This is a genomic window from Asticcacaulis aquihabitans, from assembly GCF_032490435.1.
Lineage (GTDB): Bacteria > Pseudomonadota > Alphaproteobacteria > Caulobacterales > Caulobacteraceae > Asticcacaulis.
On the sequence record NZ_JAVGWM010000002.1, the window covers coordinates 887,769 to 907,029 of the forward strand.

Sequence of the window (19,261 nt, forward strand, 5' to 3'; positions counted from 1 at the left end):
TCGCCGCCTTAAATGCCTTGCTGAATGAAAGGCACCTTTGAAAACAGTTCGCGCTCAGCCCCGCGCGGATCGTCGACCAGTTGTGGCTTAAGGTCCATCACCATCGTCTCACGCTTGGCAAGACTATAGGGTGTCCATTGCGGCAAGGCTGCCGTTTGTGGCGATCCAGTACGGGCGAAGGCGATGAACGCGTCGGAAAACAGGTCGGCCATTCTGCGTGCGTCTGGCGTATCGCCGGTAATGCTGTCCGGGGTTGCCGTTGTGCGAAAGACCAGGGGAATGTCTATGGTATGAGGGGCGCCGCGTCTTCCCCCGTCCCGCGGGGATTTCCAGTCGACCTGATAGGTGTAGGTTGTGGCGCCTGACCGCGTCCGCACTTCGGCTTCCTCTATGGCGCCACGCCAGGATCGTCCTGCCGTGGTAGCAGCGAAGAAAACGTCAGACGGCGACATGGCGGGGTACAGTTTCCGATAGGTCTCGATGACGAGATAAGGGTCTATATCGACGCGATACTCTTTCGGCAACTTTGCAGGCAGGTCTTCCCAGGTCAGTTCAAAATTATGCGGATCGCCGCCCAAGAAAGCCCGGGTTTCATCATGCGTGTTTCCGATCATCATGGGGATATCGTGCGATTGGGCCGGTGCGTCGGGCCAGAAGGGATGGCGGAACAGAACGGTTTCGTCGAGGACAGGGCCCATATAAACGCCGCCCGAACCGATGACGGGGTCTACCGCTTTCAAACCAGCGACAAGCGTACTCGTGGGAAGGGTTTGCACCGCCGCTAGTCCGTCGGCGTCAGGCTTAAGACCCAGCTTTCCCAGAAAGGTAACGGCGCGCAAGGTGGCGTTGCCCGGTCCCGATGCCGTTACCTGCTGGCCGCTCATCGTCGCGGCGCGTTGAAACAGCCCCTTTGCCGCAGGCGTAGCCATCATGGTGGCGATCTTGGCGCCGCCGCCCGACTGGCCGAAAACCATCACGCAGTCGGGGTCGCCACCGAACGCGGCGATATTGTCGCGCACCCATTCCAGCGCCAAATGCAGGTCCAGTTGCCCGCAATTTCCGGACCAGGCCAGCGGCCCGACTTTACCGGTGACCTGTTTTTCCAGACGCGCCAGATAGAGGTAGCCAAAGACATTCAGGCGATGATTCACGGTAACCACAACGACATCACCGCGTGTCGCCAGGCCTGTGCCGTCATAAAGTGGACTGCTGCCCGAACCACCATTATAGGCGCCGCCGTGAATATATACCATGACCGGGCGGCGCTTGCCGTCGGCTGCCGGCGTCCAGACATTGAGAAACAAGCAGTCCTCGCTCTGACCATAGGCATCGGCGGTCCCGCTCTGCGGTGACGCGGCCCCGTAGGTGTCGGCCTTATAGGGGCTTCGCCACGGCTTAGGTTTGACCGGCGGCTGAAACCGAGCGGCAGCTGTATCCTGGCCATAGCGCAAGCCCAGAAACACGGAGACACCGTTGTGGATTCGTCCGATGACTGGCCCCGCCCGGGTTTCGACGCGTGGGGCCTTTGCGGGCTTAGCCTCTGTCGTTCCTGGCAACGCGATTGGCGTTGCGGCCACGAGCATGGCGCTGCCTAAGAGTTTCAAACTGCTGCGGCGGTTCATTTTTGACCTCTCCCTGTGCTTGGCGCTCTGGTCTTTTTTGTGCGCAAGACTGAAACGCGAAATGATACCGGTGTCAATTGGGCGTTTGTGCTGAGGCTTTCTTACTCAGATTGTTGGAGTTATCGCCTGACGGTCGGCAAGTGCAGTATGGAGTGGTCCGATGACTATTCGGAATCGTCCTCATACCCCAATAGATGCAGGGCCTGCGCTTTGAAACCCTGTTGTTGCGCGTAATAGACAAGCGCATCGTCGCGGCCATGCGTGACCCATACCTCGGGCGCACCGACGTCGCTCAGCGTCTGGGTGAGTTCCTCCCAGTCGGCGTGGTCGGACACCACCAAGGGTAATTCAACCCCCTTTTGCTTAGCCCGGGCGCGAATACGCATCCAGCCGGACGCAGCTGCTGTCAGGACGTCAGGCAGTTTACGCGACCAGCGATCCTGGAGGGCGGACGGTGGGCAAAGCACGATTTTTCCAGCCAGGGACCGCGCGTTTTCGGGCGTAACCATCTCCGTCCGCCCCAGATCTATACCGAAACCCTGGTACAACTCGCATAGGCGTAACATGGCGCCGTGCAGATAGATCGTTTCTTCATAACCGGCTGCGCGCAGGGCACAGATAACGCGTTGGCATTTGCCAAGGGCGTATACACCGACCAAGTGGCAGCGCTCGGGAAACTGCGCCAACGACCCGAGTAATTTGGCAATTTCCTCTTCCAGCGGCGGGTGCCTGAAGACCGGCAGGGCAAATGTCGCCTCGGTGACGAAGACATCGCAGGCCACCGGTTCAAAGGGGACACAGGTCGGATCGGGCCTTCGCTTATAATCCCCGGAAAAGACGATGCTGGCGCCGGCGTGCTCCAGGCGCGCCTGGGCCGAGCCCAGAATGTGCCCGGCCGGATGAAGGCTGAGCGCGACATCGCCAATCGTAACGCGTTGGCCGTAAGCCAGCGGATTTTCGCTCATGATATAATGGGTTTCGCCATAACGCGCCCGCATGATGGCGAGGGTTTCTTCAGTGGCGTAGAGATGTCCATGACCTGATCGTGCGTGGTCGGCATGACCATGGGTGATGATCGCCTTGTTCACGGGCTGCGTCGGATCAATATAGACGTCGCCCGCCTTGCAATATACGCCTTCCGGCCTCACCTCTATCCAGTCGCGCGGGTGCAAACTTCCACCTTTCGTCTTTATTTGTGACCACGATACATATTGATCATGGCGAAGATTCCAACCCAGTTCCGGCAGTGGTTCGACCAGCAGGGCTGGGCAATTCTACCGCACCAGCGCGAAATGATTTCGCGCTATCAAGCGGGGCAGTCAACGCTTCTGACCGCACCGACTGGAACGGGCAAAACCCTGGCGGGCTTTCTCGGCTCGCTGATCGATATAACCCAGACGCAGCCCAAAGGCCTTCACACCCTATACATATCGCCTTTGAAGGCATTAAATTACGATATTGAACGTAATGTCACTGCGATCATTGAGGCCTTGAGCCTACCAATCCGAGTCGAAAGCCGGACGGGCGACACCTCGGCCTATCGCCGCAAACGTCAGCGCGCCAAGCCGCCGAATATTCTCATGACCACCCCGGAATCGCTGATGCTGCTGCTCAGCTACCCCGAAGCGCGCGACATGTTCGGCGCGGTAGAGGCGGTCATTATAGACGAAATCCATCAGGTCGCGGCTTCGAAACGCGGAGATTTGATCACCCTGGCCCTGGCGCAGATCGAGGCCTATCGCCCCGGTTTTCGCCGTATCGGCCTGTCGGCCACGGTGGCGGAGCCGGATCTGTTCTGTCTTTGGCTCGGCAAGACGGGCGCACCTGTTACCCATTTCAACAGTCCGTCCACCGGAAAGCCGCCGCAGGTGTCCATCCTGAAAACGAAGGAGGTCGTGCCCTTTACCGGCTTCGTGGCGCAATATGCCGTGCCGGAGATCATCGCGGAAATTGCCCGTGCCGGCTCCACCATCGTCTTCGTCAATACGCGGTTTCAGGCCGAACTGCTATTTCAGTTCCTATGGGAGGCCAACGAAGACGCGCTGCCTATCGCCATCTTCCATGCCTCCTTGACCCGCGAGTTGCGCGCCAAGACGATGAAGATGATGGCCGAAGGCAAGCTGCGCGGATTGGTCGCCACCTCCGCCATCGAACTCGGTATCGACTGGGGCGATGTCGACGTCGTCATCCAGGTCGGCGCCCCCAAGGGGGTATCGCGCCTGCTTCAGCGGATCGGGCGGTCGAACCACCAGGTCGACATGCCATCCAAGGCGTTTCTGGTGCCCGCCAACCGCTTTGAGGTGCTTGAATGCGAAGCCGCCATGGCCGCTATCAAGGCGCGGCACCTGGACGGCGATCACCCCCTGCCCGGTTCTCAGGACGTGGCCATTCAATTCATCCTGAACGCGGCCTGTTCCGCGCCGGTCACGCCGCACGACTTGCATGCGCTTGTTGTTCAGTCCTGGTCCTATCGCGACGTGACCTACGAACAGTTCGAAACACTATTCCAGTTCGTTATCGATGGCGGCTATGTCCTGCGCAACTATGAGCGATGGCAACGCATGGTCAAACAGGCTGATGGCACCTGGGTACCAGCCAATAAGGCGGTGATTCAGCGACACCGCCAGAATATCGGCGTCATCATCGAAGCCGGCAAGTTGAAAGTAAAACGACGGCACGGCCGCGGCGGCAAATATCTCGGTGAAATCGAAGAATCGTTTGGCCAAAGCCTGCGCCCCGGCGACACCTTTTACTTCGCCGGGGAAATCCTGGCTTTCGAACGCATTGTCGATATGACGCTTGAGGCACGCGCCAGCGCCGCCAAGGAGCCTATGATACCCACCTATGCCGGCGGCCAGATGCCGCTATCGACCTTTTTGGCCGAAGGCGTTCGGGCGTTTCTTCAGGACGAAACCGCCATGGACACGTTGCCGCGTGTGGTGCGCAACTGGTTGAGCCTTCAGGCCCGCTTTTCGCAACTGCCTGATCGCAAGAGCCTTCTGGTCGAAAGCTTCCCGCGCGGTAAACTGCACTGCGTCATTCTCTACACCTTTGAAGGCCGGCGCGCCAATCAGACCCTGGGCATGCTGGTCTCGCGACGGATGGAGCGCTTGGGTGCGCATCCCCTCAGCTTTACCGTGACCGACTATGGCCTGGCCGTAAATAGCCTGGAGCCCATCACCGAGGAAACCGTCTACGACCTCCTGTCACCAGACATACTGGCCGACGAATTGGAAGAATGGTTGGCGGAATCGCCGATGCTGAAGCGGTCTTTTCGCCGTGTCGCCACGATCGCGGGCATTGTCGAACAGAACAACAATTCCGCCCGCAAGACCTTGAAACAGGTGACGTTCTCAACCGACCTGATCTACGATGTCCTGCGCAAGTACGAACCGGACCACGTGCTCTTGGCCCTGGCGCGGTCGGATGCCGAACGCGAACTGCTCGATCTCGAACGCCTGACCGACATGATATTGAAATTCCAGCACCACATCGAATTCCGCGCCCTGCCCCGTCCCTCGCCGCTGTCCCTGCCAGTTATCCTGGATGTCCGGACTGAACGCCTGCCCGGCGGCGGCATGGAGGCGCTGCTTGCGCAGCAAAGCCTGGCGGAAACGGCCGAAACCCTGATGCATGAGGTCGAAGATGCCCTCGCGGTGTGAGATCGATTTCGCCGGTCAACGCTTTGTGCTCGATGCGGGACTTGGACTATACTGGCCGGCTCAGGAGGCCTTGGTTGTTTCAGATCTCCACCTCGAAAAAGCCAGCTTTCTGGCTCAGTTCGGCTCGGCCGTCGCGCCCTACGATACGTTGGATACCCTTTTGCGTCTCGAAAAGCTTGTGGCCACCTATCGGCCGAAATCCCTCATTCTTCTCGGGGACAGCTTTCATGACCGCAAAGCTTGGACGCGCCTGGAAGAGGCAGCGCGACATCAGTTATTGGCTATATGCGGCGCGGTGGACACTTGCCACCTGGTCGAAGGCAATCACGATCTCGGTCTCCTGGGAAGCGGAAATCTCAATTTTACGGCCGACGTTGAAATCTCTGGCATTGCGTTCCGGCACGAGCCTCATTCTACCGATCTCCCGCAAATTGTTGGCCATTTTCATCCGAAGCTAAGGACATCCCTTCGCGGGCACAGACTGAGCGGTAAAGTATTTGCAGTGAATAATAAGCTATTGATTATGCCAGCTTTTGGTACATTTACCGGAGGTCTTGATTTAGGTCATGAGGCCTTTATTCAGCTGGCTGGCAATAATCCGTTCCGAGCCTACATGGCATATAAGGACACCGTGGCGGGCATTCCGCGTAACGATTTATAAAGTCGCCCGCTACTGAAACAATAATATATTTATATAAAATATTGATATAAATCATCTTTTTAAAGATAATTTTGCAAATTACAGTTGCTCGCGTTTTGAATTGTCGCAGCGGACAGCCCTTGCTATGACGCGCGCGGCCTTTATATGGTAGGTTCATGACCACAGCCCCTGCATCCCAAGTCGATTCCCACGCAGATATCCTCGCAATTGGCGCGCGCGTTATGCGCACCGAAGGCGAAGCCCTGTTGTTGTTTGCCGCCTCGCTCTCCGATAGCTTCGTCAAGGCCGTAGACACCATGTATGCGGCCAAGGGCCGCGTTATCATGTCCGGCATGGGAAAATCCGGCCACGTTGCCGCGAAGATCGCCGCCACGCTGGCCTCCACCGGCACGCCGTCGCAGTTCGTGCATCCGGCCGAAGCCAGCCATGGCGACCTGGGCATGATTACGCCGGACGACGTTGTGGTGATGCTGAGTAATTCCGGCGAGACCTCGGAATTGTCGGATATCATTGCCCATACACGACGGTTTTCCATTCCCTTGATCGGCGTCGCGTCGCGCCCGCAATCGACCCTGCTTCAGTCGGCGGACATTGCTCTGGTCCTCCCGCCAGCGCCGGAAGCCTGCGCCATCGGCATGGCGCCAACGACCTCGACGACCATGACACTGGCGCTTGGCGATGCGCTTGCCGTCGCCATAATGGAAAAGCGCGGCTTTAAGCCAACCGATTTTCGCGTCTTTCATCCCGGCGGAAAGCTCGGGGCGCAGCTTCTGCGCGTCGAAGCGCTGATGCATTCCGGAGAGGCTTTGCCGCTGACTGGCGCGCAGGCGCCGATGGGCGATACACTACTGGTCATGACGGCCAAGAGCTTCGGCGTTGTTGGCATCACCGACGCCGAGGGGCACCTAGCAGGCATTATCACCGATGGCGATCTGCGTCGTAACATGGTTGGATTGATGGACAAGACGGCGGCAAATGTCATGCATGCCAGCCCTCTGACGATCCGTCCCGACGCCCTCGCCGCCGAAGCCTTGGGCATTATGAACGAGCGAAAGATCACCTGTCTGTTCGTCGTCGATGAGGCGCATACGCCGGTCGGCCTGATTCATATCCACGACTGCCTGAGAGCCGGTGTCGCATGAAAACGATTATCCTTATCCCCGCCCGTTACGCCTCCAGCCGATACCCAGGCAAGCCCCTTGTCATGTTGACCGGCCGCGATGGCGTGCCGAAATCGCTGATTCAACGCTCGTGGGAGGCTGCCAAGAGCGTCGCTGATGTAGCGAGTGTCTATGTCTGTACCGACGATGAACGTATCAAGGCAGCGGCAGAAGCGTTTGGCGCCCAGGTCATCATGACGGCGGAATCTTGCGCCAACGGAACCGAACGCTGTGCGGACGCTTTGCAGCACCTGACCGAAGAGGCCGACCTCTATGTCAATCTCCAGGGCGATGCGCCGCTTACCCCCGCCTGGTTCGTCGAGGACCTGATCCGCGAGATGAAGGCCAACCCCGAGGTCCAGATGGCCACCCCGGTCCTGCGATGCGACGCCCAGACCCATGCCAATTTTGTCGAAGACCGGTTGCACGGCCGGGTCGGCGGGACCACGGCGGTGTTCGATGCCCACATGAACGCCCTCTATTTTTCCAAGGAAGTCATCCCATATACCGGCAAGCGCTTTGCCGAGGGCGACACCATTCCGGTCTTTCATCATGTCGGCGTCTATGGGTATCGCGCGACGGCCCTCAAAAGCTATTCGAGCTGGCCGGTCGGCCCGCTCGAAACCTGGGAAGGTTTGGAGCAATTGCGGTTTCTTGAGAACGGCATGCCCATACGCTGCGTTGAGGTCGATGGCCGCGGGCGTGTGTTCTGGGAGCTGAACAATCCCGTCGATGTTGCGCGCATCGAGTCTGTCATTTAACCTTCTTATTGATCATTTGTCGATAAGATACTGAATTTTTTGTTTTATCTCGTTTTCAGTTAAGAAGTGACGGTCACTTTTTAACTGAAAACGCTCTAAGGAATACCCTATGTCGATCGCCCCGCAGCACGTCCAGACAAAGGTCATCGAGGTCGGTGACTTCAACGCCACCAAGATCCGCATCGGCGGCGATGAGCCGTTCGCTCTGATAGCCGGGCCCTGCCAGATCGAGAGTCTCGACCATGCCCTGATGATGGCCGAGAAGATCGCGGAAGCCTGCGCGCCTACGGGCACGAAGTTCATCTATAAATCAAGCTACGACAAGGCGAACCGCTCGTCCATCGGTACCGCTCGCGGCATAGGCATTGAGGAAGGTCTGGATATCCTCTCTGCTGTGCGCGACCGCTTCGGATGCCCCGTCCTGACGGACGTTCACGATGCTGGTCAATGCGTGCCGGTCGGTCAGGCGGTTGACGTCATTCAGATTCCAGCCTTCCTGTGCCGCCAGACGGACCTATTGCTGGCCGCCGGCGCCACGGGGCGTGCCATCAATGTCAAGAAGGGCCAATTTCTGGCACCATGGGACATGAAGAACGTGGCCAACAAGATCGCCTCTACAGGCAATGAACGGATCATGTTGTGCGATCGTGGCACCAGCTTCGGATACAATACCCTGGTGACGGATTTCCGCGGACTGCCGATTATGGCCCAGACCGGCTATCCGGTCGTCTTCGACGCGACCCACAGCGTTCAGCAACCGGGCGGCCAGGGGACTACGTCGGGCGGACAGCGTGAATTCGCGCCTGTACTGGCGCGCGCTGCTTGCGCCGTCGGCGTTTCGGCGGTGTTCATCGAAACCCATCAGGATCCGGATCGTGCGCCGTCCGATGGCCCGAACATGATCTATATCGATAAGATGAAGGATCTGATCGGCACCTTGCGCGCCTTCGATGATCTGGCCAAGGGTAAGTAGGGCAAAATTAGCATATCAATACTTTAGTATACTGAATTGATATATAAGAATAATCTACACAAATCCTGTCATGCCGCCTTCACTTGCCTTAACAACGAAACGCTGCTGCGTCGTACAAGTAAATTGGCGTGAGGTAATGGTGTCTACGGATTTCCACTCCCCGATCATTTCGTCGGGCGTCAGAGTGACGAGCACAAAGCCGTTGTTGGTATCGTCCGCCGCCACGACCTCCTCATTCTGATCGGCTAGGGTTTGGGCCAGATCAAGACCGGGCAACTCAAGCCAGCGGGTCGGGCTGGTGATGGCGGTGACGCCAAGTTCCACGGCCACTTGATTGCCGGCGGCATCATGAAGTTCGTTCGCCCAAGCGGTGTGACTATCGCCGGACAGGACGATCGTGCGTGCGCCCGCCGCTTTCGTCATGGCGTAGAAGCGTTCGCGTTCGGCGGGGTAGCCGTCCCAGGCATCCAGATTGAGCGGGAACGGATCTGGGCGGCTAAACAGCCCGATCATCGTCTGTAGTTGAGAACGTGGGCTATCGGGTAAACTGGCCATCAGGCTGGCAACCGTTTCAGGGCCGAAGCGTTTAATCAGGTCGGGGCCTGCGATCTTGGCCATGATGACCTGATTGCCCAGGACTTGCCAGCGCACGCCGTCGCGCACGGAGCTCTGGAGCGTATTGTTCAGCCAGAGGCGTTGCTCAGCCCCGAACAATTCACGTTGCGGATCATTGAGCGCCGTGCGGAAGGTATCGAAGTCCGGGCGACCGTCGACCATCTTCAGGTCGGAGAAGTCGAGTTGTTTGCTTCTGGCCAGCAGCCGCGTCTCGATCATGATCAGTTCAGCGAGATTTCCAAAGCGGAAGCTCCGATAGATGGCTTCGGACAGCTTACCCGGTGCCGGATCGCGGATCGGCATCCATTCGCGATAGGCCTTCAGCGCCACAGCCTTGCGGACGGACCACTCCCCCTCGCCCGGTCCATCCTTGGATGGCGGCGTATGGTTCTCTGCGCCATCCTTCCACGGGTTGTTGCAGATTTCATGGTCATCGAACACGCATATCCACGGCGCGCGGGCATGGGCGGCCTGGAGGTCTTCATCGCGTTTGTATTGGGCGTGGCGGGTGCGGTAATCGCTCAGCGAGACGATTTCGTGCGGCGGCTCGGGGATGCGGCCAAGAAGACGGCCATTTCCCATGCCGTAATCAGTCAGGCCGGCGCCATATTCGTATATGTAGTCCCCGAGGTGGACGACGGCGTCGACATGGTCAAGATCCGCTATAGCCCGATAGGCATTAAAATATCCGTTTGAATGGAGCGAGCATGACACAGCGGCCAGAACAACCTTGTCCGTCTGTAAGGCCAGGGTGCGTGTACGCCCCGTGGGCGACACCACCTGACCATAAAGAAAGCGGTAGACATAGGCGGTAGCGGGCGCCAGTCCGGCGACATCAACCTTTACAGTATAGTCGCGGCCCGCATCCGTGCCGAAATGCCCTTGCGCAACGATCTGGGTAAAGGCGTCATCCCGTGCGACCTGCCATTGCACGTCGCAGGATGTATCGACACCGCTCAGCCGGGTCCACAGAATGACGCGATCGGTCAGCGGATCTCCCGATGCGACGCCGTGCTCGAAACCAGGTCCCTTCGGCGCGGGGGGCGGCGTAGTTGCCCCAAGGCCGGTTGCCGCTGTTAGCGTCGTCATGGCCAGCAGCGTACGACGTCTCGTAATGCGCATGGGCAGCCCCTCTTTGCCTGTCATGCAGCGCGATAAGGGGATTTGGTGACAGGGGCTTTACAGATACATGACGGTTCTTGAACGAAAATCTTAATTGCCGTGAGCGGCGGGTCCTTGTGCGTCCCGTAAGCAAAGCGGAGCCCGCCATGCCGGTGAGTACCGTCTTGGCGCTTGACCGCCCCTAAAACAGCCTTCATACTCCATAGATAAAATGTTATTTACAGGTGGAAAGTCGCTATGATCGATCGGCGCAGTGTCTTAGGCGGAATTAGCATGGCGAGTTTGCTGTCAACCGCGACGGTCTCAAGCCAGGCCCATGGCAAGTCGTTTGGCCGATCAACGCATCGCCTTATTTATAATATGCCGGCATCGAAATGGCTGGAGGCTTTACCCGTTGGGAACGGCCGGATTGGTGGGATGATATTCGGCGGAACGCATAAGGAGCGAATTCAACTCAACCACGTTGAACTGTGGTCTGGACGACCGGCCGACGATGATCGCGAAGCCTCACGAAAAGCTTTGCCTGAAGTCAGAAAGCTGTTGTTCGAAGGTCGGTTCGCCGAAGCCAACAAGCTGGCGACAGATCAGATGATGATCCCCATGAACACCGACACCTACGGCAGTTACCAAATGCTGGCCGACTTGCTTTTTGAATTCGACCACAAGGGGGCGATCAGCGGCTATAGCCGCGAACTTGATTTGGGTGAAGCCGCCGTCAAAGTCTCTTACCTATCCGGTGGACATAGCTATAAACGCACCATTCTCGCATCTTACCCGGATCAAGCCCTTCTCGTGCATTTGGAAACATCAGCGCCGGAAGGCCTTTCGTTTTCGGTGTCTTTACGTCGCGATCAAGATAGCGCGACGACGTCCGAAGGCGGTAAGGTCGTGTTGCGTGGCACGCCCGCCCAAGGCGGTGCGACCTTCGCTTCATATCTCACCTGCAAGGTTCAGCAAGGCAAATGCTCGACGACAGCGGACGGTTACACCGTCGTGGGCGCGAAGTCGGCGACGCTGATATTGACCGCTGCGACAGATCTGTTGACGTCCGACCCGGACGGCCAATGCCGCAGTCGCATGACGGCAGTGCAAGGCAAGACTTGGAAAGCCGTTCTCGCCGACCACGCCAAGGACTATAACCGTCTGTTTAAAGCGGTTGACCTGCAACTTGGCGATGACGTGTCTCAACCCTTGGCAAATTCGCGACTTTCGGAAGCGGGTTCAGGAATAGGCATGCCGTTAATGGCGGAGGCCTATTTTAATCTCGGCCGCTACCTCTTCATTTCGTCGTCGCGTAGCGGTTCACTTCCGCCCAACCTTCAGGGGCTATGGGCGGATGGCTTCAACCCGCCCTGGAGCGCTGATTACCATATCAATATAAATCTCCAGATGAACTTTTGGCCAGCGGAGGTTTGCGGCCTGGGTGAGTTAACAGATCCCCTGTTTGATTATGTCGAGCGATTGTTGCCTCATGCCCGGCGAACAGCAGAGGTGGCTTATGGTTGTAGCGGTGCCGTGGCGCACTACACGACAAATCCCTGGGGTCACACCGCGCTTGATGGATCGACAGAATGGGGGCTTTGGCCCGACGGGCTCGCCTGGTTAAGTCTGCATTTTTGGGAACATTTCCTGCAATCCCAAGACCGCACGTTCTTGAAGAGTCGCGCCTACCCGATCCTCAAGGCTTGTGCCCAATTTAGTCTCGATTATCTGGTTACCAATCCCGCGACAGGCAAATTGGTATCCGGCCCTGCGACATCGCCTGAGAACGCGTATCGTCTTCCCGACGGCACGTCAGGCTTTATAAGCATGGGGCCCACCATGTCCCAATCCATTGCCTTCAGTGTCCTGCAAAATGCCGCTCAGGCGGCTCGGGAATTGTCGGTAGACGCGGATTTTGTATCGGCCGCCGAAGCGGCGGCGGCAAACCTGGAGCGCATGAAGATTGGCGCGGACGGGCGGATCATGGAATGGGCGCAACCGTTTGAAGAGGTAGAGCCTGGACATCGCCATATTTCGCATTTGTTCGGATTGTTCCCAGGGTCTGAAATCGACATACTTGACACCCCGCAACTGGCCGACGCGGCTCGCAAAACCTTGTCCGCACGGCTTTTACACGGAGGTGGGCAAACGGGGTGGAGCGCAGCCTGGCTGGTGATGTACAGGGCCAGGCTGGGCGAAGGCGACGCAGCCAACGAAATGCTGGAAAAATTGTTTCGGGAGTCGACGGCACCGAACTATTTTGACACGCACCCTATGTATAACGGTCCCATTTTCCAGATAGATGGCAACCTCGGCGCAACTGCCGCCATGGCCGAGATGCTCATGCAAAGCCACAATGGGCGTCTGCGCCTTTTACCCGCGCTGCCGAAGGCCTGGTCGAATGGCAAGGTACGCGGACTACGGGCCAGAGGCGGTATAAAAGTCGATGTGGCATGGCGGGATGGCAAAGCCGTAGCGGCGTCTTTGACCTCCGATAAGGACGTGCAGTGCCACATTTTCGCCCCTCCTGCGCAATCTCTTTTAGCGTCCTCAAACGAGACGGTTTGGGACATAAAAATAAAACTCTCGGCCGGCCGTTCGTTTGCACTTCGCTTCGCCTGAAACCGAAGCGAGAGCTTAGCATTTTCATAGGAGCACGTTTGGCGTGAGCTAAACCTACGCCGTAAACGGCTTTACAGTCCCGCCTAAAAGACTAAACCTCTGGTGTAGACCGCAGATCTTACGCCATGACCGACGTTATTTTTACACTCGATAAGTTTTTCATGGACAAATCGCCTGAGGTTGAATTATTTGATATGACAACATATTAAATTGGTCAGCATTAATGCGTTTTCTGTTTCAAGCATAGATGCCCGCCGAGTTGTCCTGATAAACCCTGACAATAGACATTGGCATGACGCAACACATTCCCGATTTCCTTTATCTTGGCGTAGACGGCGGCGGTACCCGGTCACGTGCCAGGCTTCAGGCCTCAGACGGTAAAATACTGGGTGAAGGTCAGGGTGGGCCGGCCAATATCCGCCTCGGGCTTGACCTGGCATGGAACAACATCCTGGCGGCTATAGATGTCGCGCTCACGGCGGCTGGGCTGGACAGGAGCGTCTTATCCAGGACGGTTGCCGTCTTCGGCCTCGCGGGCATTGTCACAGAGGACGACGTGATCAGGGTCAAGGCGCGAGCGAACATATTCAACACCGTCGCGATATGGCCCGATTATCACATTGCCGCTGTTGGCGCCTTTGAAGGCGCCGACGGGGGCGTGCAAATTGCGGGTACGGGTAGCTCGGGATATGCTGTTATTGAAGGTAAGGGATATACGCTGGGGGGGTGGGGGTTTTCTCTCAGCGAGAAGGGATCCGCGGCGGCTTTGGGGCGGGACGCCATTCGGACGGCACTCGAAGCCTCGGACGGGCTGGTCACGCAGACGCCTTTCACCAAGGCTGTAATCGCCCATTTTGGCGATCCGGCCGCGATAGTCGACTGGTCGGAAACCGCCTTGCCGATGGACTATGGCGCGCTGTCCCCCTTGGTTTTCCGCTACGCAAAACTGAGGGATCCGGTTGCAACGTCGTTGTTGAGGCATTTGGCTGCTGATTGCGGACGTTTCATTCAACAATTGGTACACATGGGCGCGCCTAAAGTTTGTTTTATGGGCGGCTTGGCATTGCAGATCCGGCCATGGCTGCCGCAGACGGCGATTGACTGCCTGACCGAACCCAAGGGGGACGCGCTCTCGGGCGCCTTGCACTTGGCGCAGCAGCTTGATCATGTGCAAGCCGCACAGACGGTGGACGCATGACGCGCACCATTCGCCTGGAAGTTTGCGTAGATACGGCCGAAGGGCTTGATATCGCGACAAAGCACGGCGTGGACCGGATAGAGCTTTGCGCCAGCCTCGGCGTCGGTGGACTCACCCCCAGTGTGGGGATGATGCGCCTGGCGGCGCAGTCCCCCTGCCCTACGCGCGTCATGGTGCGGCCGCGTCAGGGAAATTTCGTTTATGACGACGTCGAAGTCACATTGATGATGCATGACATCGACGCGGTCGCCGCAACGGGCCTCAATGGGGTGGTGTTAGGCGCGAATACAGAGACGGGCGAGCTGGATGAACGCGTCCTTGGCAAACTTATTAAACACGCAAAGTTGGCTGGACTTCAGACTACCCTCCATCGCGCTTTTGATGTGGTTCCGGATTTGTCAGCCGCATTGACGACGGCCCAGTCCATGGGCATCGACAGCATCCTGACCTCGGGCGGCGCTCTTAATGCCCTTCAGGGTGTCGATGCCATTCGCGGCCTTGTTGAATTGGCCGCCGCATCCCCTACAAACCCTGGCATCGAATTGATGGCTGGCGTGGGTGTGAGCGCGATTACCGCGCCGGAAATTGTAACCCGTTCAGGCGTTCTTTGGCTGCATGGGTCCTGCAGTATGCCCCGCTCAATTGACTCATCGGATGCTGCACGCCTCGGATATAGCCTACCTAGTCACCGTCGTACGGATGCGGGAGCGATCGACCAACTCCGCGACGTTCTGGGACGCCTGACACGCGAAGCCGTAATGCTGGATTGACTGGCGGAACCATAATGTCCTTCTTCAATATCGTCCCACCCTTTCAGGCAAGTTCTGGCCCTTTATACGTCCAGCTTGAGCGCATTCTGCGCAGCGCGATTCTTGACGGACGATTGAGCGATAGCGATGCCCTGCCCCCCGAACGCGATATGGCTGAACAGTACGGCGTCTCTCGCTTAACAGTACGTAAGGCCCTGTCCGATCTCCAAAGCGAGGGGCTTCTGACGCGGCGACGGGGATGCGGGACCTTCGTTTCGGCGAAGCCTCGAGTTGAAGGCAATCTGTCTGCATTTCAGGAAGATCTGGTCACAAGCGGTCAAGGTACCCACAGCGTATGGCTGGAACGAGGTATAGACAGAGTGACGCCCGATGAAAGCATGACCTTGGGCGTAGCGCCCGGAACACAGGTGTATCGGTTCCGCCGCCTGCGCTTTAAAGAGACGCGGCCCGTAGCTATTGAACATTCAGTGCTTTTGCTGTCCTGTCTGACGACCGAGGCGGCCGTCGAGGGATCGATTTATGCCGCCATGCACAAATCGGGTAATGGCCCCGTTCGTGCGCTACAACGCATACGGGCCGTCCTGCTTCAGGGAAATGACGCACACATGCTTGACGTGGCGCCCCAAAGTGCCGGCCTGTTTATGGAGCGCAGGGGCTTTCTCGCCGACGGCCGAACCGCGGAGGTAACACATGCATGGTTTCGTGGTGACGCTGCAGACTTGATCGCTGAGGTCTCTGTGCAAGAGCCAATGCGACCCAATCATCCAGGGACCGATATTTCGTTTGCTATCGCCGTTTAAAGCGCTTTCCGAAATGCTTACGCGCCTTTCGGATAAAAAATCTAATTAAAGCATATAATTATATCGGTTTCTGTCGAAAGCGATCCTCAATCGGAAATTAGTCCGTGTCGCTGAACAGGTGTCCGCATCAGACAATTGGATTTGACGCGCAAGACCAATGTCATATATGAAAACGGATCAAGCCAAGGGTTGTTATTACGTTTTATTGCTTATGGGTGGGATGCGCATTATATGGCGGTGAGCAAAGAAGTTTCCCCGGAGGGAACCAAGTCGACTGTTCTTTACCTACAGTTGCAAAAGTGGCTTCGTAACGCCATCAATGAGCGCGAGTTGGCCCCCGACGATGCTATTCCCACCGAACGAGAGCTGGCTGAAAAGTTCAACGTCTCACGCATTACGGTTCGCAAAGCTGTTGATGGACTCGTCTACGAAGGTCTGCTCACCCGGCGCCAAGGGGCGGGGACATTCGTAGCCACCCGTGTGGAAAAGAGTTATTCCAAAATGTCTTCCTTCACCGAAGACATGATCTCGCGAGGTCGCGTTCCCAGTAGCAAATGGTTGTCAAAGACCTCAGGGACTGTAAATCCGGAAGAGGCCTTATCGATGGGCCTCTCGCCGGGAACGCTGGTTTATCGATTTAACCGCATGCGCTTTGCAGACGGCTTTTCCATGGGTCTTGACTATGCCACTGTTCCGGCGGATTGCCTGCCATCTTTGGATGCGGTCAATGACTCCCTGTATGAAGCCCTCGAACAAAATGGTACGCGCCCGGTACGTGCGCTGCAACGGCTGAGAGCCGTGGCTTTCAATGCCGAACAGGCTAAGCTTCTGGACATCGCCGTCGGGGCGCCCGGATTGCTGATTGAGCGGCGCGGGTTTCTTGCCGACGGACGGCCCGCAGAGTTTACACAGTCATATTATCGCGGCGACGCGTACGACCTAATGTCCGAACTTACTCACAATTCCTGAAATTTTTACCAGGAAAATCATTTTTATCGTTGCCAATCCGAGTTGCGGATATAGAGTTGTCATAACAACTGTCTCGTAGTTTGGTTTCGTTTGTGTCGCGCCCCTGTCTGCGGCCCATTCAATCCAATCTACCAGGTCCAGATGACAAGCTGCAGAAGGAAATGACGCGAAGATGATCAACCGGCGATATCTTATTTCATCGGGCGTGGCGATGGCCGCCCTGACTGCGGCCAGCACCTCAGCGACGGCCAAATCCGGTCCCTCTTCTTTTGGCGCAACGCCATCGCCGCGTCAGCTTAAATGGCATAACCGGCGCGCCTATGCCTTTATGCACTTCACTATAAATACCTTCACCGACCGGGAATGGGGCTATGGCGATGAACCGGAATCCTTGTTTAATCCATCCGATTTCAATGCCGATCAGATTGTCGGGGCAGCCAAAGCGGGCGGTTTGACGGGTTTGATTCTGACCGCCAAACATCATGACGGTTTTTGCCTGTGGCCAAGCGCTTACACTGAGCATTCAATTAAGAACTCCCCCTACAAAAACGGCAAGGGCGATATTGTCCGGGAGATGGCGGACGCGTGCCGGCGTCAGGGGCTGAGTTTTGGGGTCTATCTGTCGCCGTGGGATCGCAATCACGCTGAATATGGCCGCCCCGCTTACGTGACCTATTACCATAACCAGCTTGAGGAATTGACCACCCAGTACGGTCCGTTGTTCGAAGTCTGGTTCGATGGCGCCAATGGCGGTGATGGCTATTATGGCGGCGCCCGCGAAACCCGCCGCATCGACGGTCATACCTATTATCAATGGGATACGGTACGCGCGATCGTGCGCAAGAACCAGCCGGATGCCGTCATGTTCGCCGATGCAGACATGGATATCCGTTGGGTGGGCAACGAGGAAGGTGTCGCCGGCGATCCGTGTTGGCCAACCGTCGATGCCACGCCCTATACTCAGGAAAAGGGCAATCGCGGCGTGCGCGGCGGACCAATCTGGAATCCGGCGGAAACCAATGTCTCCATCCGCCCGGGCTGGTTCTGGCATAGCGATGAAAAGCCGCGTTCGCCAGCCAATCTGACACGGATCTATTTTGAATCTGTCGGCCGCGGCACCACGCTTCTTCTAAATCTGGCCCCTGATCGGCGTGGCCAAGTGCCCGCAGAGGATGTCGCCGCCCTGAAGGCCTGGAAAGGCATACTCGACGCCGGTTTCAAAACCAATTTGGCGACAGGTGCCACGGTCCGCGCGAGCAGCGTCTTCAATACTGCGTATAGCGCTCAAAATCTTTTGTCCCCATCGACTTTTTGGGCCGCGAAAGAGACCGATCGGGCTGGCGCATGGGTTGAGGTTGCATTGAAAGGGCCAAAAACCTTCAATGTCATCGCCGTCTCGGAAGACATCACACGAGGGGTTCGCGTTGATGATTATGCCGTCGATGTCTGGCAAGGCAATAAGTGGCGAGAGGTGTCCCATCATACGTCTATCGGGCACCAAAGACTGATCCGTCTGGAAGCGCCTGTTACAACGCAACGGGTGCGTCTGCGGATATTGACGGCCGCCGCCTCCCCTATTCTTAACGGATTTGGACTGTTCCGCCTGGCGGATATCCTGGAAGAGCCTGGCATTGGTCGAGATGCGAAAGGCATGGTATCTCTGAGCCCGCCGGAAAAGGGGCTAGAGATCAGGTACACGCTCGACGGTTCTACACCAAATGCCAAGGCAAGACTGTACACGGCCCCCTTCCCGCTCCTGGATGGCGGCGTCGTCAAGGCGATAGCGCGAAATGCCGACACCAACGTGTCCAGCAGCGTGACGACGCGCGAGTTCGATGTGTCACCTGCTGACTGGAAACTCATCTCAACAAATGGGGAACCGTCCGAAGCGCTTTTCGGCAACGGTCTGTTTACCGGGCACAGTGGAGAACCGGTAGACGTAACTATTGATCTGGGCCGCTCCTACAACTTGCAGGGGTTCACCCTAAAGCCCGCTGGCCAAAACATCTCGCTAGGTGTTGATGTCATAGCTCGAATTGGTCCGCCCGCCGGATATGAGGCTTGGGTCAGCGCTGACGGCCAAAATTGGGGCGAGGCAGTTGCGACCGGCGAGTTTTCAAACATCGCAGCCAGCCGTGCGGAACAAAGAATTCGGTTTCATAAGCCCTATCAAGCCAAGTTCCTGCGTCTGCGGTTCGCGCATGCCGTACAGAACAAGTCCACGATCGTCATTGGCGGTCTGGGGATCATCACCCGGTAGGCCCGCCGCCCTCATCTTTTGAATTCTTAGCAGACTGTTTTATCATGCACAGCCGCCGAAATTTTTTTGCTCTGACCGCTTCCG

General features: G+C 57.4%; 14 protein-coding genes. 11 read left to right on the forward strand and 3 right to left on the reverse strand.

What is annotated here, in order from left to right; all coding sequences use genetic code 11:
• Positions 1-8: 8 nt before the first annotated feature.
• Together RCJ00_RS10440 and RCJ00_RS10445 are read right to left on the reverse strand one after the other, a co-directional pair.
• Positions 9-1,622: a carboxylesterase/lipase family protein gene (locus RCJ00_RS10440; RefSeq protein WP_316221812.1), complete on the reverse strand. Its 1,614-nt coding sequence runs from the start codon at positions 1,620-1,622 to the stop codon at positions 9-11.
• Between the two features lie 164 nt (positions 1,623-1,786).
• On the reverse strand, positions 1,787-2,794 hold the full coding sequence (locus RCJ00_RS10445) for a ligase-associated DNA damage response exonuclease (RefSeq protein WP_316221813.1): 1,008 nt from the start codon (positions 2,792-2,794) through the stop codon (positions 1,787-1,789).
• A 45-nt stretch (positions 2,795-2,839) separates the two neighbouring features.
• Between RCJ00_RS10445 and RCJ00_RS10450 the strand changes: the two genes are divergently transcribed.
• From RCJ00_RS10450 to kdsA, 5 genes are all read left to right on the forward strand, one after another.
• The gene (locus RCJ00_RS10450) at positions 2,840-5,284 is read left to right on the forward strand and encodes a ligase-associated DNA damage response DEXH box helicase (protein WP_316221814.1); all 2,445 of its coding nucleotides are present in this window, start codon (positions 2,840-2,842) and stop codon (positions 5,282-5,284) included.
• Positions 5,268-5,945, forward strand: coding sequence for a ligase-associated DNA damage response endonuclease PdeM (gene pdeM, locus RCJ00_RS10455; protein WP_316221815.1), 678 nt, complete (start codon positions 5,268-5,270; stop codon positions 5,943-5,945). The genes RCJ00_RS10450 and pdeM overlap by 17 nt, the downstream gene beginning before the upstream one ends.
• Positions 5,946-6,100: 155 nt before the next feature.
• Positions 6,101-7,087 (forward strand): KpsF/GutQ family sugar-phosphate isomerase, encoded by a 987-nt coding sequence (locus RCJ00_RS10460; RefSeq protein ID WP_316221816.1) that lies wholly within the window; start codon positions 6,101-6,103, stop codon positions 7,085-7,087.
• Positions 7,084-7,866, forward strand: a complete 783-nt coding sequence (locus RCJ00_RS10465) for a 3-deoxy-manno-octulosonate cytidylyltransferase (RefSeq protein WP_316221818.1) — start codon at positions 7,084-7,086, stop codon at positions 7,864-7,866. Before RCJ00_RS10460 ends, RCJ00_RS10465 begins: the two co-directional genes overlap by 4 nt.
• Positions 7,867-7,975: 109 nt before the next feature.
• Positions 7,976-8,839 (forward strand): 3-deoxy-8-phosphooctulonate synthase, encoded by an 864-nt coding sequence (gene kdsA / locus RCJ00_RS10470; RefSeq protein ID WP_316221819.1) that lies wholly within the window; start codon positions 7,976-7,978, stop codon positions 8,837-8,839.
• A gap of 54 nt (positions 8,840-8,893) precedes the next feature.
• Here kdsA and RCJ00_RS10475 read toward each other — a convergent pair whose 3' ends face one another.
• Entirely contained in the window at positions 8,894-10,576 is a 1,683-nt protein-coding gene (locus tag RCJ00_RS10475; RefSeq protein WP_316221820.1) for an alkaline phosphatase D family protein, read from the reverse strand.
• Positions 10,577-10,849: 273 nt separating this feature from the next.
• Between RCJ00_RS10475 and RCJ00_RS10480 the strand changes: the two genes are divergently transcribed.
• The 6 genes from RCJ00_RS10480 (at position 10,850) to RCJ00_RS10505 (ending at position 19,177) form a co-directional block, all read left to right on the forward strand.
• A complete protein-coding gene (locus RCJ00_RS10480) occupies positions 10,850-13,180 on the forward strand; it encodes a glycoside hydrolase family 95 protein (protein WP_316221821.1) in 2,331 nt (776 codons plus the stop codon).
• Positions 13,181-13,472: 292 nt separating this feature from the next.
• Entirely contained in the window at positions 13,473-14,378 is a 906-nt protein-coding gene (locus tag RCJ00_RS10485; protein ID WP_316221822.1) for a glucosamine kinase nucleotide-binding domain-containing protein, read from the forward strand.
• Positions 14,375-15,148, forward strand: coding sequence for a copper homeostasis protein CutC (locus RCJ00_RS10490; protein ID WP_316221823.1), 774 nt, complete (start codon positions 14,375-14,377; stop codon positions 15,146-15,148). Before RCJ00_RS10485 ends, RCJ00_RS10490 begins: the two co-directional genes overlap by 4 nt.
• A 14-nt stretch (positions 15,149-15,162) precedes the next feature.
• A complete protein-coding gene (locus RCJ00_RS10495) occupies positions 15,163-15,948 on the forward strand; it encodes a GntR family transcriptional regulator (RefSeq protein ID WP_316221824.1) in 786 nt (261 codons plus the stop codon).
• Positions 15,949-16,179: 231 nt separating this feature from the next.
• Positions 16,180-16,917 (forward strand): GntR family transcriptional regulator, encoded by a 738-nt coding sequence (locus RCJ00_RS10500; protein WP_316221899.1) that lies wholly within the window; start codon positions 16,180-16,182, stop codon positions 16,915-16,917.
• 172 nt (positions 16,918-17,089) lie between these two features.
• Positions 17,090-19,177, forward strand: a complete 2,088-nt coding sequence (locus RCJ00_RS10505; RefSeq protein ID WP_316221825.1) for an alpha-L-fucosidase — start codon at positions 17,090-17,092, stop codon at positions 19,175-19,177.
• Positions 19,178-19,261 lie beyond the last annotated feature (84 nt).